The sequence below is a fragment of the Limnospira platensis NIES-39 genome, assembly GCF_026000695.1.
GTDB classification, from domain to species: Bacteria; Cyanobacteriota; Cyanobacteriia; order Cyanobacteriales; family Microcoleaceae; genus Limnospira; species Limnospira platensis.
The window spans coordinates 3,372,317-3,397,687 of the sequence record NZ_AP026945.1; the positions used below are offsets into that span (position 1 = coordinate 3,372,317).

At 45.4% G+C, this 25,371-nt stretch carries 19 protein-coding genes; 12 read left to right on the plus strand and 7 right to left on the minus strand.

Translation table 11 applies throughout. From position 1 onward, the window contains the following. Positions 1 to 101: 101 nt before the first annotated feature. The gene (locus tag N39L_RS16560; protein WP_043469043.1) at positions 102 to 3,014 is read left to right on the plus strand and encodes a plasmid replication protein, CyRepA1 family; all 2,913 of its coding nucleotides are present in this window, start codon (positions 102 to 104) and stop codon (positions 3,012 to 3,014) included. A gap of 236 nt (positions 3,015 to 3,250) precedes the next feature. Here N39L_RS16560 and N39L_RS16565 read toward each other — a convergent pair whose 3' ends face one another. The 4 genes from N39L_RS16565 to N39L_RS16580 form a co-directional block, all read right to left on the minus strand. Beyond that, positions 3,251 to 4,750, minus strand: coding sequence for a site-2 protease family protein (locus N39L_RS16565; RefSeq protein WP_014275759.1), 1,500 nt, complete (start codon positions 4,748 to 4,750; stop codon positions 3,251 to 3,253). A gap of 101 nt (positions 4,751 to 4,851) precedes the next feature. Continuing rightward, the gene (locus N39L_RS16570) at positions 4,852 to 6,117 is read right to left on the minus strand and encodes a glycosyltransferase family protein (protein WP_006620011.1); all 1,266 of its coding nucleotides are present in this window, start codon (positions 6,115 to 6,117) and stop codon (positions 4,852 to 4,854) included. A 124-nt stretch (positions 6,118 to 6,241) separates the two neighbouring features. Continuing rightward, entirely contained in the window at positions 6,242 to 7,225 is a 984-nt protein-coding gene (locus N39L_RS16575; protein WP_006620012.1) for a response regulator, read from the minus strand. A gap of 5 nt (positions 7,226 to 7,230) precedes the next feature. Beyond that, positions 7,231 to 7,551, minus strand: a complete 321-nt coding sequence (locus N39L_RS16580) for a DUF8820 family protein (RefSeq protein WP_231852225.1) — start codon at positions 7,549 to 7,551, stop codon at positions 7,231 to 7,233. Positions 7,552 to 8,120: 569 nt separating this feature from the next. Between N39L_RS16580 and N39L_RS16585 the strand changes: the two genes are divergently transcribed. Next, positions 8,121 to 9,164 (plus strand): phosphotransferase, encoded by a 1,044-nt coding sequence (locus N39L_RS16585; RefSeq protein ID WP_006620014.1) that lies wholly within the window; start codon positions 8,121 to 8,123, stop codon positions 9,162 to 9,164. On the opposite strand, the gene N39L_RS16590 is transcribed toward N39L_RS16585, so the two are convergent. After that, positions 9,161 to 9,712 (minus strand): peroxiredoxin family protein, encoded by a 552-nt coding sequence (locus N39L_RS16590; protein ID WP_014275760.1) that lies wholly within the window; start codon positions 9,710 to 9,712, stop codon positions 9,161 to 9,163. The two genes, N39L_RS16585 and N39L_RS16590, sit on opposite strands and share 4 nt — an antisense overlap. Before the next feature lie 377 nt (positions 9,713 to 10,089). On the opposite strand from N39L_RS16590, the gene N39L_RS16595 reads away from it, so the two are divergent. The 10 genes from N39L_RS16595 (at position 10,090) to cysH (ending at position 23,429) form a co-directional block, all read left to right on the plus strand. Next, complete coding sequence (locus N39L_RS16595; RefSeq protein WP_014275762.1) at positions 10,090 to 12,240, plus strand: VMAP-C domain-containing protein; 2,151 nt, start codon at positions 10,090 to 10,092, stop codon at positions 12,238 to 12,240. Between the two features lie 13 nt (positions 12,241 to 12,253). After that, complete coding sequence (locus tag N39L_RS16600) at positions 12,254 to 13,288, plus strand: AAA family ATPase (RefSeq protein ID WP_014275763.1); 1,035 nt, start codon at positions 12,254 to 12,256, stop codon at positions 13,286 to 13,288. Between the two features lie 8 nt (positions 13,289 to 13,296). After that, positions 13,297 to 18,378 (plus strand): SAV_2336 N-terminal domain-related protein, encoded by a 5,082-nt coding sequence (locus N39L_RS16605; RefSeq protein ID WP_014275764.1) that lies wholly within the window; start codon positions 13,297 to 13,299, stop codon positions 18,376 to 18,378. A gap of 72 nt (positions 18,379 to 18,450) precedes the next feature. Further along, positions 18,451 to 18,624 carry a hypothetical protein gene (locus N39L_RS16610; RefSeq protein ID WP_231852227.1) on the plus strand — a complete coding sequence of 58 codons (174 nt, stop codon included), beginning with the start codon at positions 18,451 to 18,453 and terminating at the stop codon, positions 18,622 to 18,624. Positions 18,625 to 18,903: 279 nt separating this feature from the next. Continuing rightward, positions 18,904 to 19,539: a DUF488 domain-containing protein gene (locus tag N39L_RS16615; RefSeq protein ID WP_006617573.1), complete on the plus strand. Its 636-nt coding sequence runs from the start codon at positions 18,904 to 18,906 to the stop codon at positions 19,537 to 19,539. Continuing rightward, positions 19,529 to 19,984 carry a DUF488 domain-containing protein gene (locus tag N39L_RS16620; RefSeq protein WP_006617572.1) on the plus strand — a complete coding sequence of 152 codons (456 nt, stop codon included), beginning with the start codon at positions 19,529 to 19,531 and terminating at the stop codon, positions 19,982 to 19,984. Before N39L_RS16615 ends, N39L_RS16620 begins: the two co-directional genes overlap by 11 nt. 12 nt (positions 19,985 to 19,996) lie before the next feature. Continuing rightward, positions 19,997 to 20,635, plus strand: coding sequence for a dual OB domain-containing protein (locus N39L_RS16625; protein ID WP_231852231.1), 639 nt, complete (start codon positions 19,997 to 19,999; stop codon positions 20,633 to 20,635). Positions 20,636 to 20,945: 310 nt separating this feature from the next. Next, positions 20,946 to 21,521, plus strand: coding sequence for an RNA-guided endonuclease InsQ/TnpB family protein (locus N39L_RS16630; RefSeq protein WP_035737818.1), 576 nt, complete (start codon positions 20,946 to 20,948; stop codon positions 21,519 to 21,521). 51 nt (positions 21,522 to 21,572) lie between these two features. Next, the gene (locus tag N39L_RS16635) at positions 21,573 to 21,965 is read left to right on the plus strand and encodes an RNA-guided endonuclease InsQ/TnpB family protein (RefSeq protein ID WP_014275768.1); all 393 of its coding nucleotides are present in this window, start codon (positions 21,573 to 21,575) and stop codon (positions 21,963 to 21,965) included. A 642-nt stretch (positions 21,966 to 22,607) separates the two neighbouring features. Beyond that, positions 22,608 to 23,429, plus strand: coding sequence for a phosphoadenosine phosphosulfate reductase (gene cysH, locus N39L_RS16640; RefSeq protein WP_014275769.1), 822 nt, complete (start codon positions 22,608 to 22,610; stop codon positions 23,427 to 23,429). 275 nt (positions 23,430 to 23,704) lie between these two features. On the opposite strand, the gene N39L_RS16645 is transcribed toward cysH, so the two are convergent. After that, the gene (locus N39L_RS16645; RefSeq protein WP_006617569.1) at positions 23,705 to 24,223 is read right to left on the minus strand and encodes a heme-binding protein; all 519 of its coding nucleotides are present in this window, start codon (positions 24,221 to 24,223) and stop codon (positions 23,705 to 23,707) included. 17 nt (positions 24,224 to 24,240) lie between these two features. Further along, the gene (locus tag N39L_RS16650) at positions 24,241 to 25,200 is read right to left on the minus strand and encodes a thermonuclease family protein (RefSeq protein ID WP_006617568.1); all 960 of its coding nucleotides are present in this window, start codon (positions 25,198 to 25,200) and stop codon (positions 24,241 to 24,243) included. Positions 25,201 to 25,371 lie beyond the last annotated feature (171 nt).

Here is a 25,371-nt window from a genome sequence, read left to right on the forward strand (position 1 = left end):
CAATTGACAAAAACTCCACATCTGGGGTTATAGTATAAATCCCCTAAATCCCAATTGATTGTATAGGCAGTGTGGGGTGTGCCGAATTTCCTGGAGATATCGTGAATCATCTGATAGAATGGAACGCAAGCTGCGTTGACCCAGAGCTAACTCAATTGAATGTTATCCCCCTAGAAGGCGATCGCCCTTTAGATTATCTGCTGTATGCCGACAACCTACCCAGACGCAATGGTGGTCGAGTATGCGATCGCATTCTTAAACGCTATAGTCATGTTAACCAAGGGGGCTGGTGGTGTTCAGGTGTCGATATCTTAACTGGAAACGAGGATCTGTGGGGATGCTTCAAGCCCGCCAAACCTCGCCTTAGCAGTCACAGCAATAAACCCATAAAATACGAACATCCTCCCCAAACCACCACCGGAATTTTCGCCTTGCGAGTTTCCCAATCAATTTGGGAAGCGATCGCCCATCGTCACAGTGTAACCCTTTCCCCCGAAGCCATACAACCAGACCGCGCCGATTTAGGATTTTGGGAATGGGTTATTGATCATCACGAAATTCCCATCTGTATCACCGAAGGCGCAAAAAAAGCCGGATCACTACTGACTGCTGGATACCCAGCCATAGCCCTTCCCGGTATTAACGGCGGCTATCGAGTCCCGCGAGACCAATGGGGAAACCGCATCGGAAAATCTCAGTTAATACCCGAATTGCAAAAATTAGCCACCCCAGGTCGCCAAATCTATATTGTCTTTGATAGCGACACCAAACCCAACACCATCAAAGCCGTAGACGCAACTATCCGCCAAATGGGATACCTTCTCAGCCGCAGAGGTTGTCATACCAAGGTCATTACCTGGAAACCCCAATTAGGGAAAGGGGTTGATGATCTCATTGCGACCCAAGGAGTAGAAGCCCTACATCAAGCCTATCAAGTCGCTAAACCCCTGGAAACCTGGCGCGCCATCTCCCACTCACGCTTAACCTATTCCGCCGATTTCAACCTCAATTGTCCCTATCTCCCAGAGGATTTAACCATCCCCGAAGCCTCCCAATTAGTCGCCATTAAATCCCCCAAAGGTAGCGGGAAAACTCGACTCTTAGAAAACCTCGTTAAACAAGCCAGCGATAACGGTCAGTCTGTCCTGGTTATCGGTCATCGTATCCGCTTAGTAGAATCTCTCTGTCAGCGGTTTGGTTTAAACTATATGAAAGCCGGAATGGGGACGGTTATCAGTAGTCCTGGAGAGGGTTATGGATTATGTATTGATTCTTTACATCCCGCTTCTTCCCGGGCTTTTAACCCTAATAATTGGGCTAATACTTTGGTGATTTTTGATGAAGTTGAACAGGTAATTTGGCATGGTCTAAATTCCGATACCTGTCGCCAATATCGAGTCGCTATATTGCGATCGCTCAAAGTTTTATTGCAAAATGTCTTCATGTCAAATGGTCGGGTAGTTATCGCTGATGCTGACCTCAGTGATACCACTATTGATTATCTAAAAGCCTTATCGGGAATTCCCCTAACTCCCTTTATTATCGAAAACCATTTTCGACCTACTGCTGATCAGGCTTGGAATGTTTACCACTATGGCGGTCATACCCCTAAACAATTAGTTAAAGACCTAGAAAATCACCTCGCTAGTGGGGGTCGTCCCTTTGTTTGTTTATCCGCCCAAAAGTTGGCTAGTAAGTGGGGGACTTCTACCTTAGAAGCCTATTTTAAAACCCAATTTCCTCAACTGAAAATCCTCCGTATTGATTCCCAATCTTTGGCTGACCCTCATCATCCCGCCTACGGTTGCATCAACCGACTTAATCATATTTTAGCAGATTATGATATGGTTTTGGCTTCCCCTGCTATTGAAACTGGGGTGAGTATTGATTTAAAAGGTCATTTTACCTCCGTATGGGGTATCGCGCAAGGTGTTCAATCTGACAATTCTGTGCGTCAGGCTTTGGCTAGAATTCGCGAAAATATCCCTCGCTATTTGTGGATAGCTTCCCACGGTTTAAATAGGTTGGGAAATGGGGCTTTATCTATGTCATCTCTCCTGAGTTGTAGCCATCGCCTAACTCAGTTAAATATTCGTTTATTACAACAGTCCGATTTTGATGATGTAGATGATTTGGAAATGGGGTTTCAAGCTGAGTCTTTACTGTGTTGGGCTAAAATTGCCGTCCGGTTTAATGCTGCTATGACCCGCTATCGAGAATCTGTATTGGCTGGCTTGGAAGCTGAAGGTCATCAATTATTCCCCGTTTCTCCTCATCGCGAAACTTCTGATTTGGTGGCTGACCATCACCTTAAACCTAGTTTAACTGATTTGATTGCTGCTGTGCGCGATCGCAATTATCAGACTGAATGTTGGGCTATATCTACCGCTACAGATTTAAGTGATTTGGAATATCATATATTGCAAAAAAAGCTGTTTAAAACACCTTCAGAATGTCAATCTTTACGCAAGTATCAATTAAAATCTCGCTATGGTATTCCCGTTAATCCTGAATTGGTTACTAAGGATGACCAGGGATGGTATCAACAATTGAAATTGCATTATTTTTTAACTGTTGGTCGTCCCTTTCTGTCCGCAAGAGATGCGCGAATAGCCCAGGAGTTGGGACAACGAGGACAAGGTAGTTTATTTAGTCCTGATTTTAACCGATCGCAATTAGGCGCGGTGGTGGGGACTCTCGAATTATTACGCATTCCTACTTTATTACAACAGGAAAATCGCGAGTTTAAAAATACTGATCCTGATTTACAGGAAATGGCGAAGCTGGCTTTAGGCGATCGCACTGCTATTAAGTCTATTATCGGAATAGGGTTAGCACCACGATCTACCCCCATTATGGTACTAAGTCGCTTTCTTGATAAAATTGGTTATGGCTTAAAATGCGATCGTCTCCAAACTTGTGGTAAAAAACGACATCGGGTCTATCAATTACTTATCCCTGATGATGACAGAAATCTTGTCTTTCAACAATGGTTGAATAATTCTGGGGGTTGACAACCCCTGTCGAGTCATGATAAGATATTGACATATAGTTTATATCACAATGGAACATTTGCCTAAAAAATAAAATTGCCAATATCTCCATTATCTAAAATAATACCAGAGACCGCCACGAAAATCAACCCCCCCACTGCCAAAAGTCGTTTTTTGCAACAATTCTTAATTTTTTGTTACATAACTTAACACAATAGCCAATATAGAGACAGGGGTGGCTTGTCTATGGGGTGAGATCAACCGCCAATTCCCAAGCGACTAGCCAACGTAGGGGTAAGGGGAAAGAGGGTAATAATCATCATAAAGATAGCCAGGAGCCCCCAAGCCGCGCGGGTATCGTCAGGTTCTGTGAGTTCATTAAGGCTAGGACGTTCGAGGTTGCGTTGTAAAATGAGGATAACCGCCGCCCAATACAAAGCCAGGGGATTGACCAAAGAGGCGATCGCCAAAACAATAAAAGTAGCAAAAGTAGACCGTCCAGCGACTTTACGCCCAAAGATAGACTGGATAATGCGACCACCATCTAACTGTCCAGCAGGCATTAAATTAATAGCAGTAATCACCAAGCCTAACCAACCAATGATAGTTAAGGGGTGAACATCGACAATACTTTGCTGTAGGGCGTTTCCGAGAATAAATTTAGACAGTAGCCCTACCAATACAGAACCCTGGAAAAAGCTAGTGGGAACTTGAAACAAACTACCTTGGTGAGAAAGTATCAATCCAACCAATAGCATCAGTAGTGATAACAAACCGCCGGCGGCGGGTCCAGCGAGGGCGACATCAAATAAAACTTTCCGGCTAGGAAGTACAGACTCAAATCGGTTAAAAGCGCCAAAGGTGCCGATTTGTACAGTAGGAATGAAAAAGGGGAGGCTAAATTTAACCTGGTGGCGGTTGGCGATAACTTGATGGGCGATTTCATGGGCGGCGAGAACCGATCCTATACCGATCGCAATAGGTAAGACTTCCCCATAACGCCTAGGTTCACTAAAGAAGTCGAAGCCCAAAAGTAGACCCCCGGCTTGAAAAATGGTGGCGACTGTAATCACCAGTAAAACCAGGGCGAGGATTTTTTGGCCTCCTGTAGCGGGTTGGGGGTCATTGCTACTGGGAAGGACAATGACAACAGGTTTACCATCAGGATTTTCGATTAAAAATAAACGGAAGCGATCGCCCATTTTTTCTTTAAGGCTGCTGCTGAGACGACCGTGGACTTCTTCCGGGTCACTGCGAAGGTTCCCCTTAAAAATCACTCCCTCTTGATAGGGGAAAGTTTCCGTGGCGAAAAAGGTATCAATGCCAAAAATACCTTGGATAACTTTTAGGTCTTCTGGGTTGATAGGTGTAGTGTCAGTTTTGGGAGTCTGCTGCTGTGGAGTTTCCGGGCTGGTGTCGCTGAGGTTAACTGCTTCTGGGGTAGGAGTTTCCGCCTCTTGAGGAACCTTGGGCTGGCTGTCCTCTAATTCTTCAGCCAGCGATCGCAGTTTTCGCCCCAAGTAAATGTAAATACCCGTGGCGGCGACGAATAACAGCAGAATGCTGACCAAGTTAATATAGATGCCAAAGGCTGTTAACCCAAAAAATAATAGCCAGGGTCCCATCAGAGATACTGACTGCAACCATGAGAGAATGCCAGCTTTTCCAAATGGTCTAGCGCGGTAGTATCCCCAAGCCAGAATCCCTAGGGAAATTAATAAGATAAAAATTGTGGTGTTGTCCGATGCAATAAACATTCTCTTCCTTTTTGTCGAGTCCCAAAAATCAGGCGATCGCGTCTTTTAGTTCCTGTTAATACAATAACCGTTCTGAGAAACTTACTCAAACCCACAAAAACCTAATTGGGTTCCAAGTCACCAGGGGGCGAAGGTTCACCGGAGTTATTTTTGGTAAGTTCCCTCGCTTGTACCATATCCCTGCGGGTGGCTTCCCGTAGCTGTTCCCGCAGGGCTGGCATCACTGCTAACGCCCTAGTCCAGTCAGGAATTTGCGCCCCCGCTGGGTTGCGGAAATATTCATCCCCGGCTTCTGCGATCACCTGTTCAAAGATTTCGACAGTCATTTCTTCTTGGTGGCGATCGTAGTGTAGATTATTAAATCGGGCATCAAGGAAATATTGCCTGGTGTAGTCTTGTGCTTCTCGGCGAAACTTGACCCGCAAGGTATGGATTTGTTCCCGGCTAATGGTCACTCTTTCCGTTTCTACTAGGGTTCTGAGAATTGAACGGAAAATATCCCGGCACATCTTCCGCAGGCCTTCATTGCTGGATCTTCCTAGGCTTTGATGTTTATGGTCAAAAATCCCTAAGTCGATTTGGGCGATACGTTTATCGGCAACATTGCGGTAAACTTCTGCTAATAACCCGATTTCTAACCCCCAGTTACCCGGAATGCGAGTATTGAGGGCCAGGTCATCGGTGAGGGCAAATTCTCCCGACAGGGGATAACGATAGGCGCTAAGATACCGGAGGTAATTGTTATAACCAAATATATCCATCATTGCTGTCAGTAGGGGTGTCACAAACAGACGCACTACCCGACCATGAAAACCTAGGGGTTCCCCTCCTATACGGGCGTAGTAGGCTTTATTGAAAGCCAAGCCTAGGTCCTTCTCCACTAAGGGAAATAACAATTTCAGGGGATAGGATTTATCATAGGTGGTAATATCTGCATCATGGAGAGCGATCGCTTCCGCTTGCAGGGATGCTAAACCCAATCCTAACCACACGGCTTGACCTTTACCCTTAAAACTCAATAAATCTAGCCCCTTTTCCCTTAATTTGTTCAAAAGTTGAGTCACGCGGGGTCCATTTTCCCAAATTACTAGAGTCCGTTGGGGCATAATTTCAAAAAATTCAACCGTGTTAGCATATTGTTCTAGGGTGGTTGCTCGTACACATACTACAACAGTTCTGACAAATTCACAGTCTTTTAAGCAATCGCGAATTTGAGTCAATGCCGGTCTTTCTAGTTCTTCATACAAGGCAGGAATTAGGACTGCTGTTGGGGAAATTTCACTGAGTTGGGTTAAGCGACCTTCCAATAATTCTAGGTCGCAGCCAAAGTCGTGGATTGTGGTAATTAATTCTTGTTTATAATCCATAAAAAAACACCCAACTCTCAAACCATTAGATCCTACAATTGTAGAATAGATGGTAACATTTGTATCTCGATATTGCTAGAATTTATGAAGACATTTTGCGGAGACCAGAATAATTAAATATTGTTTAAGTTTCCACTGCAAATTCTTCCGGGTCAATCCCCCAGTTCACCCACTTAATCGCCGCCCTAGCTGAGGTCATATCTGGGGGGACTCGCAGGACATGAATTGATTTGGTACTCCCACAGGTCATTTTTAATAATAAAATTGGCTCGTTTTCCTGAGAGTTATCAATTTTCAATAAAGTATATTCCCGCCAATTATCTAATTCTATCGAATCGAGTTCTTGGCAAATTCTGCCATAACCTATACCCTGAATTAGCACCCTTCTAAGTTCCGCATTTGGTTCCGTTAATAACCATTGTGATTGCCATTGATGGGGGTGCAGTTTCCCGTATGTTTCCGGTAGCATTACCCCATGATTAAAGTAGCAGCGAAATCCATCGGAAAATTCAATAGCCCCTTGTCCTTCGGCGTGGAGGCGATCGCTTTCATCCACACTATGACGGATTAACTCAACCCCCGCCAAATAATCTTCTCGGAAAATCCAACCGTGATGGGCGTAGACCTGATAACCGTCCTCAAATACCATAGCCGGTTTAGCGATCGCGTGCAAGCGAGACCTGTTATCTGTTAACCTCCTGAAAGAATGAGGCTGATTAGCTTTTTCCTTAGCCGAGGCGATCGCCCGCCCAAATCTTTCTGATTCTAAAGGTTTTTGTAAAAACTGACAATAACGATAAAAATATTTCGGTATATGTCCATCAATTTCACTAAGTTTTTGCGCCATCAATACCAAAGGAATTTGCTGCAAATCTCTCTGGCTTTGAATTTGCCAAAATAGCTGCATACCACTAACTTTAGGCAACATCCAATCCAACATAATCAGCGAAAAACTTGCCCCCTCAGCCGCTAAAATATCCCTAGCCGCTTGACCATCACGCGCCTCCACAACCTCCCCAGTCATGGAGTTAAGTAATTCATCTTTAATCAGACATCTCATCACTCTACTGTCATCAATAAGCAGAATTTTCTCCTCAGTCACATTCATAGCTTTTAATCAACTACCTGCCGCCATCCCCTCGGTTCATACTCCCGTTGAATAGTTACTAGCCAGTCTCCCTTGGGAATAGTAATAGGCTGGTGTTCCTCATGGGTGAGTATAGCCGTTTGGGAATAAACCCGTAAGCAGAGATTTATACCCCACTGATAAAGTTCAGCTTCCCCCTGTGTAATGCGGTGAGTATGTCCCGTGACTTCCCCTCTGGCTAATACTAAATCACAACGCTTTTCTACAGACATCAAACTCAGATCAGGTAAGTCCTGGGTAGCTTGTAGAATTACGTCTCCCTGTCGCATTGATTTGATTGATTTCATATTCAAGTAATTAGATAGGCGTTAGCACATAATCATCAAAAAAACTGTAATCAATGTTACCAAAATTTAATATAGTTGCCAAGTGAGCAGCCATAAATGGGAGATTTTGTTCAAATCAGACTTGCCAAAAAGCTCGATTTGTAGTATAGCCTGGTAGAATTGTCTAACTATCAATTATATCAGTTTTTTGGGAAAATACCAAGAAATAATTAAGAATTATTGACCGGGAAAATTATCTGACAAAAAAATATAAAAAATGTCATTTTTATCTTACAATTTGAGGCTAGAAGAAATATGATAATAAATCAAATGGTGTGATCGATTGGTGGTTCAACGTCGCCATAGCTTATCATTTATACCAAAAAGGTTTGATAATTTTTGATGGTAGAAATAATCAGATAGTTTAGGGAATCAGGCGAGGAATCAGCCAATTGATCCAAAAAAAGGAAGTAGTCAATACAGATGCTAGGAAAAACTGAGGGAAACCCTTGTGAAGCTAAAGCGATCGCATCTGTGTCCGACCAGAGAAGCCGTCAACACTAATAATCAAACTTTGGAGGTATAAAGCCATGATTGCCGTTAGTCGCACCAGAAGCAAAAGGTCGAGATTAAGCCTAGCGACTACAGAAGAGACATTCCCCGTCAGTTACTCAACCTTAGCCTGTGAGGCCTTAGTTTCCAAGGTACTGCCCCAGTATAGACTCGAAGCAGTCCAGAGTTGTGAATTTTGGCATCGAGGCTTGAGTGATATATATGTAATCGAAACATCGATCAGATCCTATATTCTCAGGGTGTCCCATCATCATTGGCGGTCTAGGTCAGAAACCGAATTCGAGTTAGACCTGTTGAACTTTCTGCGGAAACGAGATATTCCCGTTTCCCACCCGTTAAGGACTTGGGAGAATCAACTGTTGGTAGAAATTAATGCACCGGAGGGGAAACGATATGCAGCCCTGTTCACTTACGCATCAGGACAAATTCCCCTAGGAGACTTAAACCCTAGCCAGAGTCGCCAACTAGGTCAAACTGTCGCCCGTCTTCATCAGGTTTCTCGTCACTTCCATACAGACCATTACCGATCGCCTCTAACCTTAGAATACCTCTTAGATCGTTCCGTAGAAGCGATCGCCCCCTTCCTACAATTGCGATCGTCAGACCTATCAGACTTACATAATACAGCAGAGACAATCCGGGCTAAACTAGCTGATTTCCCCAAAAACGCTGATCTATGGGGAATTTGTTGGGGAGACCCCCACAGTGGAAACGCCCATTTTACCCACTCAGGAGAGATCACCCTATTCGACTTTGATCAATGTGGCTATGGTTGGCGGATTTTTGACATTGCCAAATTTTTACAAGTTTCCTTACAAGCCGGGTTAGGACGTAGTAGCCGAGAGGCTTTTATACAAGGATATCAAGAGATTTACCCCCTAACTGACTGGGAAAAATATACCTTACCCGCCTTCACCCAAGTGGCTCAAATTTGGTCCTGGGCGATTAGCTTACAAAGCGCCAAAATGTACGACTACAGCCGCTTAAATCATGGTTATTTTTCCCGTTACCTACAACAGCTCAAACGCTTAGAATCCAAGGATTGGCAGCCTAGTTTTTAATTAGCCAGTTCGTCCAGAATACTAAGTAGTTTAGGGACTGTCGCATTGGGTTCAAGAAACGAAAATAAATGGCGATATTGTAAGATTCCTTCACGGTCTAAAACAAATTGAGCCGGAAGAGGTGCGCCCAAGGCTTGACCTACATGATACAGTCGGAAAATACCACAGCTAGAATCACTTAACAATGGCATTTTTAGGCCTAAATCTTTAACCACGGTCTGGCTTTGTGCTGTGTCTGTACTGGTAATCATCAATATTTCAGCGCCACGCTCCACAAAAGCCCGATAATTTTCATTGAGAGCTTTTATGTGGGGGTAGCATAGGGGACAATACTGCTTTTCTGTAAAAATTCGCGTAAACGCCAGAATAACAGGCGTATTACCTCGGTATTCAGACAGACGCACTTTCCCATTATTCGTGATGTCTGGTAATTCAAAGTCTGGGGTCTTTTTCCCCAGGTGTAAGGTCCCAGCAGCCGGAATGGGTAAAAAGTTTCGGAAAAATCTTTGATTCAGTAACCCACTAAAGTCATTGGAAGTTAGCATCATCTTATATATAGTCTGCTTGATTACCTATCAATGTAGTTCATAATTATGTTAACTTTTGTAACAAAATGTTAAGAAATGTTACGAAAATTTTTTTCTGGGGGGGGTTCCTTGCTTTTTTGGTACACCTGGGCTATACTTTTAGATAATGGGAATATTGCCAAAATTTTATTTTTTGCATAATAACCAATTATAAAACTGTATATAAATATATAAGCATGACTTCGCAGCACTTGTCAACCCTAGCGGCACAATAATTCCCAGACAGCAGCAGAGGGTTAATCGGGTGGAGTCAAAAATCCCAGAAAACGATGACCCCAGACATCAGATTTCTAGGCGGTTTCTGCTAAAATCAGTCCATGAGTTAGACGGAGCAGGATATGGCGGTCAAAAATACCCTATATCGGCTAGGAGTATTTGGGTCCCTCTATGTGGCAGCCTGCACATTCCCCCCAGCCCTGGGTGTAGTGGGGTTACTCTCGAACCCAGAGGCTCAAGAGTTGTTAGGGGAAACTTGCAAGGCGATCGCATCAGTTGTAGCCGGAAACGTTGCGAATGAGCTAGGGGATGCCACCACCGGACATCCTGGCGTTTCTTTAAAAAACCACGATTTGATTGAAGCCGTTGGAAAAGCGATCGCCGCCGTTATTACCCATAAAGCCGTCCCTGAGTTTAAGCAAGACAGCAAAACCTGCAAGAATCTCCTAAAAATTGCCGAAATAACCCCTCAAAAATGGGTGAGTTTATGGAGTAGTTGGCTAAATGAAGAGACAGGAGAATCGGAAAGATATCCAGAAATCAGTGAGGGAAAAATGCCAGATATCCTGATTCCAAAGGGTGATAAAATCCTGGAACTGGAAGATTGGCAAGATATTTTTGCTAGACTGAATATGGCAGCCTGTCCCGGTGGAGGATTTAAATTTCCTGATGGAGTTTTTGCCACAGTTTCCCAACTGCTTTATGATGAATTTCCCCAAGCCTTCCGTCAGACTCTCAAGGAAGACTTTGCAGAAGATGGTAAGGCTTTCGCGGGGTTAATGTTGGATTTATTGACCGGGTTGCGGATTGATTTAGCCCGGTTAAGTAAGCATCAAGACAGTCATTTTCAAAGTGTTTTAAGTCAATTACTGAAACTCAAAAATGACGGCGAAGCGAGTCAAGCCTATCAGATTCAAGAGTTTTCCAAAATCCCAAAATATTTTGATGACTTACAGCGTAAACTTGAGGGAAACCAAGAACAACAAAGCCAGACCCTGCGAGAGATTTCTGCAAGGCTTGAGTCAAGTTATCGCAGTATTCGAGACATTTTACAAACCATTCCCTTGCAGCTTGAAGAACTTCAAGCAGGCGTTGACCAAGCCAATCAAGGGATTGAAGAAATCAAAACCCTCTTAAAATCATCGACAATCCTACCCATTCCGGGGATGTTTGGGGATGGAAAACATGTTGATTTTGAAGCAATATTACAACAAATTTTTGAGATATTGCAGGAGAGTGGTTATGGGAAAGATGTCGTAGAATTTGCCCAGACCGCATTACCATCCGATGCTATTGTAGGGGATAATTTTTATCCCTCTGAACTCAGCAGTTTGACCCAAATTTTACGGTATCAATGCTTAGATAAATTCTTAAACCTATTAGAAAATAAGACATCCCAGAGAGAACCTGATAATTTACCGCAGCCATTAGAGTCTTATGTGCTGGTTACTGTGGAGTCCCAAAAGAAGTCTGAGCAAGTCATCGTCAACGCTTGGCTAGTTGAGGATAATTTTTTAATTCAAAATGACCCCAATGCCGCATTTAAACCGCTGTTAGATGAAGTTGGGGAAGATGGGTTAACTTGTACGCAGGCGGAGATTCAGATATGGTTAAATAAATCCCTGAGAAAAGCCTTAAAGTTGCTGAGAGGAAAGCGGTATCATTTAACCATTGAAGTGTTTTTGCCCAAAGAGTTTCTCAGTAGTGAAGTTGACCAGTGGCAATTAGAATTTGACCCCGTTGATAGTGAAACTTGTTGGGGAATGAGGTATGGACTGAGAGTGCGATCGCTCGAACGATTAAATCTCAATTATCTTGACAATTACCTCAATCAGTGGTATGAAAACTGGGGGAAAGTCAGCCAGATTTTAGACCAACATCCCCTTTTAGAAAGTTTTGAGAGCCTAGAAGACCTCCACAGCTTAAACTCTAGGCAACTGCCCCACCAATTAACCCAGAAAATTGGCTTAAAGCTGACTTGTCCCACCGCCTCTGAGCAGTTCCAGGTTTTAGTCAAAGCCATTTTGCAAGCAGCCACACCGATCGCCCTTTGGCCCCGATGCCCTAATCCCAATTCCAACTATGCTGAGAGCATCAATCAACTCCTCACCTGTCGCCCTTTGCGTCAGTTAAGCGAGTCAGTCCGAGAACTCCGCTCCGCCTCCCAAGGCAATAGCCCCGACCATCTCGGATGTCACTTGGGGTTTCTCTGGGAAGATCCTTATCGTCTCACCCCTGAGATGATGATTGAACTGATGCAACCGGGAGAATAACCCGCCTAACCCTATGAACACCTGGAAAATCTTTCAAGGAAATCGTCACCCCCATGATGGGATTGAGAAATTACCGCCACCTCCAAGTTGGCGACAGTTTACTGGAGTAGAAGAGAGTCTGGTGGAAGAAATCGCCAGCCGCTGGAACAATTTTTTGCAGACCTTAGACGCGGAAACTCGTGACCAAAAACGGGGGAAAAGCTTTCGGATTCATAGCCCTGAGAACCGGGAGCAAAACCGGGTTGTTAATATGGTCAATGCCGCCTTATATCTGAGGCGACCCCTGTTAGTAACTGGGAAACCGGGAACGGGGAAAACCTCCTTAGCCTATGCTGTGGCTTACGAATTGAAACTCGGCCCGGTGTTACCGTGGTATATTACCGCTCGTTCCAGCTTGCAAGATGGACTCTATCGTTATGATGCGATCGCCCGTCTCCAGGACGTTCAAATGGGCGATAAAAGTAAAGATATCGGTCGTTACATCACCCTGGGTCCATTAGGAACTGCCCTCTTACCCGCTCATCGTCCCAGAGTCTTACTCATCGACGAAATTGATAAAAGTGATATCAACCTCCCCAACGACCTGCTAAACCTGTTTGAAGAAGGAGAATTTGCCATTCCCGAACTCGCCCGAATTAGTCCAGAGCAGAATCAAGTCGAAGTCACCACCGCCGATGGTATCTCAGTTCCCGTCCAAGATGGAAAAATTCGCTGTTGTAACTTTCCCTTGATTATCCTTACCGACAATGGAGAGCGAGAGTTTCCCCCAGCCTTTCTCCGGCGTTGTTTAAGAGTACCCATGCCCGATCAAACCAATCCTACCACCTTAAAAGAGATTGTCGAAGCGCATTTAGGGGAAGATAGCCTCACCCAAGACCCCGCCAAAATTGATCAACTGATCGAGCAGTTTCGCAACCGTCGCAGCCAGGGCGACCTCGCCACTGATCAACTCTTAAATGCCATTTACATGGTGACGCGAGAGTTAAAACCGGAAGTCAGCGACGAGAAAGACCTGGTAGAAATCTTGATGAGATACCTTAACAGTTGAGAAGACTAATGAATCCCAACTTGGTTCAAGCCTTACAACAGGAATTTCAACTCTCCGCCAAAGACATTGCGGATATCTTTTGGCTGGCTTCCCACATTGACCAATATTCTGAATCTGTCACTCCAGCTAAGGAACCCAGCCCTTCACCCTCCGCTGAACCCAGTTCGGACAGCAGTAGTTCATCTCAAACCCCTCCAGAATCACCCCCTCAACCCGTTTCCCAAGCAGATAACCCAAAAAATCCCCCAGAAAATTCCCCAGAAGATAAATCCACTTCCTCAGTAAGCCCCCAACCGCCCCAAGCCGAAATTGTCCCCAAACCGGAACCAAGTCAAACCGCCGCTGGTGGAGGGGGTTTATCCATTCGACTTTCCGATGCCCCCTCACTTCGGGAACCTCTGACCTTAGCCAGAGCTTTAAAACCCCTGATGCGTCGAGTTTCTGGGGGACGAGATTGGGTGATTGATGAAGTTGCCACTAGCGAACAAATTGCCAGCCAAGGGATTTGGCTTCCGGTGTTAAGACCTCGCCTAGAACCTTGGTTAGACTTAGATTTAGTGATTGAGGATTGCGTCTCGATGTTGCTTTGGCGGCATACGCTCCGAGACTTAGAAAAACTGCTCAAGAACTATGGAATTTTCCGAGATGTGCGAGTTTGGAGTCTACTCACCGATAACCCCGAAGCGGTGAAAATTCGCCGGGGGATAGGGGCAACCGCGAAACATCAAGCCCCTCGCAGTCCCAGGGAATTAATCGACCCCACTGGGCGACGATTAGTGATTGTGGTGAGTGATTGTGTGTCGAAAGTGTGGCGAGAGGGGAAAATGACTCCCATTTTAGACCTTTGGGCGAAACGGGGGTCGATGGCAATTTTGCAGATGCTACCTGAATGGATGTGGAAAAGAAGCGGTTTAGGTTGGGAAGCGTTGGTGAGGTTACAGGGACTCAATCCGGGAGATTGGAATCAGAACTTAAAAGTTGATGAATTCCCTTTATGGTGGGATGAGGAAGTCACTCATCAGGTGGTGAAGGTTCCGATTTTTACCTTAGAACCGGAATCCGTAGGGAGTTGGGCGCGATTAGTTGCGGGAAAGGGTAACGTTTGGGCAGCCGGATATCTATTTAAGTATGCAGAACATCAAAGACGGAGGCAGCGGCCCAATTCTGGTGGCGAATTGACGGCGGAAAAGCGGGTAAACGGGTTTCGGGCGACGGCTTCTCGGGTAGCGCGAAAATTAGCGGGATTGTTGGCAGCGGCTCCTGTGATTACTTTACCTGTGGTGCGCTTAATTCAGGAAACTTTGTTGAGAGAGTCGTTGCAGGTGAATGTGGCGGAAGTGTTTTTGGGCGGGTTATTGAAGCCGATATCGGAGATTGATATGGAGACTGACTCGGAGTTGGTTCAATATGATTTTATGCCGGGAGTCCGGGAGTTATTGTTAGAGTCGGTGCCGGTTGATGAGACGGTGCGGGTGATTGATGAAATTTCTCGTGATGTAGCGAAGAAATTGGGCTTTGCGAACGTAAAAGAGTTTGGGGCGATTTTGAGAAATCCGCAACAGTTAGGGGAAGGGGAAGTTCAGGGAAATGCGATCGCTTTTGCGCGGGTAACGGCTCAGGTTTTAAGGTCATTGGGAGGAGCATATATAGAGTTTGCGGAAGAGTTGGAATCCTCCTCTGTGGTTGAGGAACCGCCACCACCAACCGAAGAGCCAGAGCCGGAAGAAACTCAGCAAACGGCATTAGAACGATTTTGGCTCCAACTGCTGCAAGCGGAAAGGGAGGGCGATACAGCAGCCGTCCATCAGGTGATGCGGGAAAATATGGAGTTGATTGTTCCTGACTTAGGGGATGTGATTGCCCAATTTGTGGAGGGATTTCTGGAGCAGAATCCTGACCAAGCAGAAGAGATAGCCCGGTTAGTAGAAAATACCTGCATCAGTATTCAAGAATTCCCAGAGGGTCGGTATGCTGAAGTGTTAGAAATTGCTATTCGCGGCTATGATCTGCTGCTGGCACTAGGGGCTGATAATCCGGCAAAGGCGCGAACCCTAACGAATCTGGGGAATGTTTACCGGAATCAGGCGGAATTGTTGGGCATTGACCCCATTGTAAATCTGGAGAAAGCGATCGCTGCCTACGATGAAGCAGCAGCCATTCGGCGGCGGTTGGGGTTAGACAAAGACCTCTCAGTAACTCTGACCAACCTAAGAAATGCCCTAGGGATGTTAGGAGATATACAAAGGAAGTGGGGTCGCTGGGAGGCGGCGGAGACACTCTACCGGCAATGTTTGGCAGTCGAGACAGAATTGGGAGACCAGCCCGGGATGGCAACCACTTGGGGAAGTTTGGGAGATATCGAGAAACTTCGCGGCAACTGGGATGAGGCGGAGCGTCTGTATCGGCAATCTTTGGAATTGAGAGCCGAATTGGACGATCGCTCAGGCATGGCAAGCTGTTGGGGACAGTTGGGAGATATCCAGCGAAATTGGGGCAACTGGGATGAGGCGGAGCGTCTGTATCGGCAATCTTTGGAATTGAGAGCCGAATTGGGCGATCGCTCGGGCGTGGCAAGCTCTTGGGGGCAGTTGGGAGATATCCAGCGAAATCGGGGCAACTGGGATGAGGCGGAGCGTCTGTATCTACAATGTTTGGAATTGAGAACCGAATTGGGCGATCGCTCGGGCATGGCAAGCTGTTGGGGACAGTTGGGAGATATCCAGCGAAATCGCGGCAACTGGGATGAGGCGGAGCATCTGTATCGGCAATGTTTGGAAGTGATGACTGAATTGGGCGATCGCTCGGGCATGGCAAGCTGTTGGGGACAGTTGGGAGATATCCAGCGAAATCGCGGCAACTGGGATGAGGCGGAGCGTCTGTATCGGCAATCTTTGGAATTGAGAAACGAATTGGGCGATCGCTCGGGCATGGCAAGCTGTTGGGGACAGTTGGGAGATATCCAGCGAAATCGCGGCAACTGGGATGAGGCGGAGCGTCTGTATCTACAATGTTTGGAATTGATGACCGAATTGGGCGATCGCTCGGGCATGGCAAGCTGTTGGGGACAGTTGGGAGATATCTACAGAAATCGCGGCAACTGGGATGAGGCGGAGCGTCTGTATCGGCAATCTTTGGAATTGAGAACCGAATTGGGCGATCGCTCGGGCATGGCAAGCTGTTGGGGACAGTTGGGAGATATCTACAGAAATCGCGGCAACTGGTATGAGGCGGAGCGTCTGTATCGGCAATCTTTGGAATTGAGAACCGAATTGGGCGATCGCTTAGGCATGGGCATCAGTTACAATTCTCTGGCATTTGTCCATCGGCAATTAAATAAAATTCCCGAAGCCATTGCCGCCTGGAGAGCGGGTTTAGCCATTTGTTCCCCAGACAGATTCCCCTTAGAAGCCTTGGAACTCGGTCGCAATTTGGGCAATATTGCCTTTGACCTCCAAAACTGGGAAACCACCATCGAAGGCTACAACCAAGCTATCCTTGCCATTGAACAAAGCCGCTACTGGGCCACCTCCGAAGCCACCAAACGGGAACTCGTCGCCAACTCCCTCGATATCTATGAAAACATGGTGCAAGCCTGCATCAACAACCAAGACTACCCCCAAGCCTTGCTCACCGTCGAACGCAGTAAATCCCGCACCCTCCTCGAACTCCTCGACAGCGCCAACCTCTACCCCAAAAACGCCACCAACGCACAAAAACAACGCATCAGCGACCTGCGCCGTCAAATCGGCAGCTACCAACAACAACTCGCCTACACCCCCACCACCGAAAACAACCTCAACCAACCCTCACCCGAAACCCTCATCCGCCAACAACTCCAATCCGCTAACGAGCAACTCCAAGACCTGCTCACGGAACTCGACGACCCCAACTTCACCCTCACCGCACAAGTCCCCGCCCAACTCCCGGACTTACGCCGCCTCCTGCCGCCCCAAACTGCCCTCATCGAGTGGTATCTCCCCAGTGAAGCGGAATCCGGATTTTACGCCTTCCTCGTCACTCGCCGCCGAGACCAGCAAATCCAGATTACTCCCCACCACTTCAGCGCCGAAGACCGTCAACACCTCGACCAAGCCCTAGAGGACTACCGCCGCGACTACAGAAGACCCTCCTGGAATCAGCAACTCCCCCAACGCCTGGAAACCCTCAGCGCCGCCCTGCAACTCCCCCGCCTTCTGGCGGAATTATCCCAAATTCAACACCTCATCATGATTCCTCACCGGGAACTGCACCTCATTCCCCTCCACGCTCTCCCCGTCTCTCTCCCCTCGCCTTCTGGGAGTGAAACCAAACCCCTGCAAGACTGGTTCCCGGTGCAATATGCCCCCAGTTGTCAAATTCTCAACTACCTCCAAAACCTTCCCCCCGTCAACCGGGAAATAGCCCCCTTCTTCGCCATTCAAAACCCGACAGAAGACCTCGACTATGAAAATTTAGGGGTGGAACTGTTGTGTCGGAAATTTAGCCCCTATCAAGTCTTGCGCCATGACCAAGCCACTCTGGCTAATTTAACCGAACCCGACACCCAAACCTTTCTTGAGCAGAGTCACGCGGTCCACTTTGCCTGTCACGGTGAATTTGACGTTTGCAACCCCCTCAACGCCTATCTGAGACTGGCGAATGGGGAAAAGCTGACCTTTGTGGATATTGTTACCAGTCTTAGTCTTCCAGTGTGTCGCCTCCTGGTTCTCTGTTCTAGCCAAACGGGCTTGGTGGAAACTTCCCTCACGGATGACTATGTGGGATTATCCAGTGCCTTTTTATTGACCGGAGCGCGAACGGTGGTCGCCAGTCTCTGGAATGTGGATGAACTGGCGGCGACTCTGGTGACCCTGCGCCTCTATCAAATTTTACCGGATTATCCCTCGGTGACAGTTGCCCTGCAAGCTGCTCAAACCTGGTTACGGGGGTTATCTTGTGATGATGTTCTTGACTGGCTCAAACATGAGTTCAAAGCGACGGAGGAAGAGTTGGAAGAAGTGGAAGACCGTTTGAGTTTATTTGATGACCCGCCCTTTGAGTCTCCTCACTACTGGGCGGCTTTTGTGGCGATCGCCGGCCCGTCGGGATAATTATAGCGCTGCGCGTTGGCGTAGTTACAGGTTATGATTAGGTCAGTTGATCAAAATATCAGAAAACCGCTGATGGCAGTATGTGCTACGCACAGGCGATCGCCTATAATAAAACCGGGAAAATACATTCAATTATCCCCAATCAAAGATGGGGAGAAGTTTAAGGAATTTGTGGCCGGAAATGGCGATCGCCTCGCAGAAGATAACACCCAAGCCATTGGTATTTTGCCTCTAGTTCTCCGTTAATCCCCTAAGCGATCGCTTTTCCCTGGGAAGCTAATCGGGGGGATAATTGGCCTATGGCATAGGGGTTATGGCATAGGGCATAGGGCATAGGGCATAGGGCGATCGTAGTTGTGCTGAGTTGCCGTTGTCTGATTAATACTTAGATATCTCTCCTATAGCTGATCTGGAAACTGGTTAAGATTGACAAGCCAAGCCGGTCTGTACTACCATAATAATGAGGGTTCATAGACAATGAACGCCAAATAAAATAGTATGACTAGGTAGCAACAGAGGATCAGTATGGAGTTATTCAGTATCGGTCACTCTAATCATGAGATAGATGCTTTCATCTCCCTACTCCAAAAGCATCGAGTAACCGCTGTTGCTGATGTACGTTCACATCCCTACAGCCGATTCTTGTCACATTTCAATCGCTCATCCCTACAAGAGTTTCTCGCTCAACAAGGAATTCAATATGTTTTTCTGGGACGGGAACTGGGTGCAAGACCTAGTAACCCCGACTGCTATATCAATGGTAAAGCAGTATATGAAAGAATTGCTCTTACAGATGCTTTTCACCAAGGAATTAAGCGACTTCATAAAGGTTTGAAAAAACATAAGATTTCGCTGATGTGTGCTGAACAAGATCCATTAACCTGTCACCGAGCCATCTTGGTCTGTCAGCACTTACGGGATTTTGATATCCCTATAAATCACATCCTAAAGAATGGGGATTTAGAATCTCATGAGCATTTGGAAGATAGAATGCTTGTTAAGCATGGTTTTAGGGATTTTGGCGATGCACAAGAAGTTCAGCTTTCCCTATTTTCCCCAAAGAGTTTACCAACAAGAGAAGAATGCTTGAGCCAAGCTTATCAACTTCAGGGGGATGAGATTGCTTATGTAGAAAAGGAAAATAAGACCCATGAAAACTAAGAAAAATCAGGTGGATTTATTCACCATAGGTTTCACTCAAAAAAGCGCACAAATTTTCTTTGAAACTCTGAAAAAAGCAGGTGTTAAGAAAGTTATAGACACTCGTTTAAATAATGTATCTCAATTAGCTGGATTCGCCAAAAGAGCAGACTTAGAGTATTTCTTGAAAACTATCGACGATATTGATTATGTGCATATTTTAGACTTGGCTCCCACCAAAGATATTCTTGATGAGTATAAAAAGAAAAAGGGAGATTGGTCGATATATGAGCAGAAATTTTTAAAGCTGATGGCGGATCGTGAAATCGAAAAAAAGCTGTCCCCAGATTTAGCTGATGGGGCTTGTTTGCTTTGCAGTGAGGCTAAACCTCATAACTGTCATCGTCGCTTAGTTGCGGAATACTTAAACCAAAAATGGGGAAATGTAAACATTCATCACCTATAAGTGGTAAGGATGATGTCAAAGTTAATTTGTCTTGCTAATTCTCGGAAGCACAATGACCGTTGTATTGCTGGGATAGAAATATCTACAGGGAAATGGGTTCGTCCTGTGACTAGCTTCGATGATGGTCGCATTCCGGTAAATATGTCTCAGATTAATGGAAGGCTTATCCAACCACTAGATATTGTTGATATACCTCTAAGTGATACAGGAAATGGATATGAATGTGAGAATCGACTGATTTTAAGGGGTTCCTGGAAGCACGTTGGCAGAGTTAGCCCTACGGACGTAGTTTGTTATTGTGATGATGAAATTATTCATAGTCATCGTCATGATTGGCTGAATGCTATCCCCTATTCATACATATCTTCATTGCCTCGCCATCAAAGACGTACATTACAAATAGTCAAGGTTGACGGGTTTGAAACTTGGCGCAATAATTACGGCAAATGGAAAGGGGAAATTCCTTTACAGGGCGGTCACAGCTTAGTCTTGAACGTGACTGATCCAGAGCTTTGTACTAAACTAGACAATGACTATATTTTAAGTCCTGAATGTCTGGTGGTTCTTAGCCTTTCTCAACCTTGGAAAAAGCCGAATTCTGATGATGAACTTCTATGTTACAGGCTAGTGGTTGCTGTTCTGGAGCTGTAAATAAACCCGCCCCGGCAAAAACCAACTTTTTCCTCGCAGACAACATAGCCCAAGTCCGATGGACTCAGGCTATGCTTTGATAATATAGGCCAGCGATTTTATAAAAGGGGTGCTGGCGGTTTACTAAAGTAGTTAATTCTCATCAAACCATGAGATTGTGAAGATCTTGTGGAGGAAATCAAGAAATTTTCACCAAAATTTTGGCTATGGATCTGACGAAAATCACACGGGATGCCCGCAAGCCCTCGTCTTTCAAGGGAGGGTTAGGGCGACTCGCGGGTTTTAACCCGCGTTTATTTTTTAGGCTATAATGGCTGATACCAGCGCGTACAGTGTCAAAATGTTGGTGATCGAATACAAAGTCAAACCCAAGCCACATCAAGTCGAAGCCATTGATGAAGCAATACGGACAGCACAGTTTGTCGGCAATAAGGTGCTTCGTTATTGGATGGACAATCGTGGCATAGGTAAGGTTGACTTATTTCGATGCAACACAGCACTGCGGAAGGTGTTTGATTTGGTCAAAGATTTAAACTATCATGCTTGTCAAACGGCAGTTGAAAGAGTTCTCGGTGCGATTACTCGTTTTTACGAGAATTGCCAAAACCAGGTCAAGGGGAAGAAGGGGTATCCAAGATTCAAAAAACATTCTCGTTCGGTAGAATATAAAGTCTCTGGATGGAAACTATCAGACAATAAACCGCAGATCACTTTTACCGACAAAAAAGGTATTGGTAAGCTCAAGCTGATAGGCTCTAGGGATATTAATTACTATCAGCCTGAACAGATTAAGCGAGTGAGGATTATTAGACAAGCAGATGGATATTATGTTCAATTCTCCATCAAATTAGATCCTAGAGATACCATAACCCCTTTAACTCCTTAGGCCCAAAAACATTTAAGAGTAAGCAGACAGCGAGAAGAGTTTGTCAAAAGCGTGGCACTCCGTTTAGTCCAATCTAACGGTTTGGTAGTTTGTGAAGACTTGAATGTTCGAGGTATGGTTAGAAATCATCGTTTAGCCAAGTCGATAACCGATGCAGGATGGGCTACTTTTAAACGATGGCTAGGGTATTTTGGGGATAAGTATGGCAAATTGGTTATTGCTGTTCCACCCCATAATACTTCTCAGAATTGTTCTAATTGTGACCAAAGGGCAGAAAAGTCGTTATCTACTCGCACTCATGTCTGCCCTCATTGCAGATATACAGACTTCCGTGATAGAAACGCTGCTTTAAACATATTGCCAAAAGGATTAAGTATGGTGGGGCGCACCAAATCTCAAGCTTCAGAGATTTGCCCTCTAGTTTGGTTGGAGAAATCCTGCTAAATTATGGCAAGTCTATGAATGAAGAATCCCCGTCTATTTAGAGCGGGGAGCGTCAAAACAAGGGTAGTTGCTCAGGGAATTTTGGGGTAAGATTTGTTTGGGTTATGCCTAAACCCGCTGTGGGGACTGCGGATAAGTCATCATACCGGACGATTGATTCTGTGGGTTGCACCACGGCTACTGCTGGAAGTTTTAAGATCTCAACACGCTGAAAGCTCGGTGGCTTGGTAGCCCCGTCTCTTTAACGGGGAGGAAAAGCGACAGGCGTGCTTACGCCAGCGGGTGCTATGGTATCATATAACTGCCTTCTCTAAGACCCGAATGAAAGGGGCTTAACATCCCGTGAGGGCAGACTTGCATAATGCAGAAATGTCGGTAGCAAAGTGGTTTCATCGGCGAGAGGCAAAAGGGACATCGAAAAAAAGTAAAGGGAAGCCTTATGGTTACCTATAGGGGCGCTTTGACTACGCCTGTGAGAACTTTTGGTTCATTCCCGAATCTCCGTTGCTTTAGCGTGGAGAGAGTCAAATATTCACAAGAAGGATGGTTATTCGTATGCCAACTAAGTGCTGCCCCTCGTTTACTCCGGCAGCCAGCCCAGCTGAATACAGCTATGGCGGGGGTCTCTAGGAGGGAAAAAAGATGACGAATTTGAGTCTAATTAATTCCAACGGACAATCTGCATCTATCCCGTCAGACCAAAACGGGTGCTGTGACGATCGCACTTTAGAGCAACTGGATCTCGATAGCATTAACGATCACCTCACAAATGCTAATGCTACTGATATTGTGACATGGGCTGCGGACACTTTTGGCTCAGGGTTGTTGATGAGTACCAGTTTCGGCATCCAATCGGCGGTGATGCTACATCTAGTTACCCAGGTAGTTCCAGATATTCCGGTGATTTGGGTCGATACGGGTTATCTTCCCCTTGAAACTTACCGCTTTGCTGAAGAATTGACTAAGCGCCTCCAACTCAATCTGAAAGTTTATCAATCTTCCATGTCTCCGGCTAGGATGGAAGCCCTTTATGGTCGTCTGTGGGAACACAATGATCTCGAAGCCTTTAACCGCTATGACCAAATCCGCAAGGTTGAACCTATGCAACGGGCTTTAAATGAACTTGGGGCTACGGCTTGGTTGGCGGGACTTAGGGCTGATCAGACCGCACACCGCAAAACTTTACGTTGTATTGATTACCAATCGGGTCGTTATAAGGTTTACCCGATTCTCAATTGGCATTCCCGCGATGTCTATAAATATCTAACCGCCCACGACCTCCCCTATCATCCCTATTTCGACCTGGGTTACACTACTGTTGGTGATTGGCATTCCAGTCGCCCAGTGACGGATAGTGATGAAAGCGATCGTGATACCCGGTTCCGGGGACTTAAACAAGAGTGTGGCTTACACCTTCCCAAAAGCGACGAAGAAGCCAAGAGTTTGGATTCTAGTTCCCTGTAACATGGTCTCGCCTATTATGGTGACACCCAGGGCGATTCCCCGGCTTCCGTCTATAATAATTATGTTAACTTTATGTTAACTTTTGTAACAAAAAATTAAGAAATGTTGCGAAATTTTTTTTGAGAGGTCGCTCCTTGATTTCTGATTCGTTTGGTGGTATCATTTAGAGAATGGGAATATATACATTTTTTTTATTCGGATACAGATTTCGATTATATAAAAAGTATATGTCAATATCTTATCATGAGTCTCTAAAACTTGTCAACCCTCAGCGGTTAACGAGGGGTAATGGGAATTTGTACTTCACTATATTTTAAATAAGGGGGAGTCATAGGGGAATTATAAAACAAGCGTCTTGGGGGTCCAAAAATTTGATATTCTGGATGTTGTTGTAGCCAGTCTTTCAATTTATCCAAATGTATTTGGTAGCTTTCCCAAGTATAAGGACCTTGAATCCCAATGCTAACTACCATCATTTCTGGGGTATCTGTGACGGTGACATCAGCATCAACAGTTTGGGGATTAATTTCGGGTTGAGAGTATAAAAAAGAGACATCCGCCGCTGATGTTTCTTCCCAGGAACCCTCCTGTAAATATCGCGCCTCGACGGGGGTTGTCATGGCGATATTATTAGTGCTAATATGTTGGAATAGGGGGTTAAATGCCATGCGGGTGGCGACGGTTAAATCTCCCTGGTGGCGATAGGTAACAGCCCGATAATGGGGGTATTTTTTAACTTCAATAGTTCCAATGTCTGTAGGTTCTGGGAACCCTTTGGGTAAATCGGCTGGCATTTTGATTAACTCCTAGATTAAACAATTATCTGTGATTGTACATGATCAGGTTCCTCAAGTGTTATCAATTGCTGTAAGTGATGTGGTGTGGGACAAAAATCTGATAATTGCTGTGGGTGATTTATGGTGATTTCGGGTTTGTCTCGATACATAATAACTCGACCGCTAATATAAACATATCCTCGCCCCAGACCAGCATAGCGACGATTGATTAATCGGACAATGGGTGCATTTTTCTCGCTTTTGGCTTCTGGTATCCATAACTTGATAATATGGTCTTTTGAGCCGGTATGAATTAAGGCGCTATTACCAATCCATTTGGTGATACCATCTTGTAAATCACAAAATATAGTAATCCATTGTTTACTAGCGGCGGCGGCTAGAATTTCGGGATAGTCAAAACGGACAGAAAGAACTCCGGCTGTTTTTCCATGATGGCGATAATCTTGAATAATACCATCCCTTAATGACCACCAACAGTTTAAGAGTTCATAATCACGAAAGGGCTTATTTTGAGGTAAATTGCGATCCCAAATAATGCGATTATGGGCTTGAGCGATCGCTTCTGCTTCCATCATTTGGCGGTGATAAAATTGCGATCGCCCATATTTAATATAATAGGGACTCCAACCTTCTTGAATTAATCGCAAGTTATAATGATCATCGCCTTTATGAACATAGCAAATCAAGCGACCATAGGTATCTCGGTATTTGTCTAAACAGACTTCTAAGGAATCATCACTATCAAATTCCAAATCCACTTTAGTTAATGTTCCATCAGCTTCTGTGAAGTATTTTTTAGCCATTGCTGAAGCCTCTATTCCGGTTTGCGTGACCGGTTTGGAACCTTTAGCAAATGATTCCTCAGTATCAACACAATGCAATCGCAGAGGTTCTCGGCGACCATTTAGCAAGACTTTGATAGTATCTCCATCTACAATTTTAGTAACTTGTAGGTTGTTAATTCTAGTTCCCACTTTTCTATAACTATACTGGTAATTGACAACATTCTTCGATAATTTCAGCTAAAAGTGCCATAATCAGGTAGCAGGATTGGGAGTCTGTTTCCCTCAAAAAGAAGCAAGCGATCGCCTCAGTCCTGGATACCGAAATGAGGTAAAGCTACTATTGAAGATAAACAATGATAT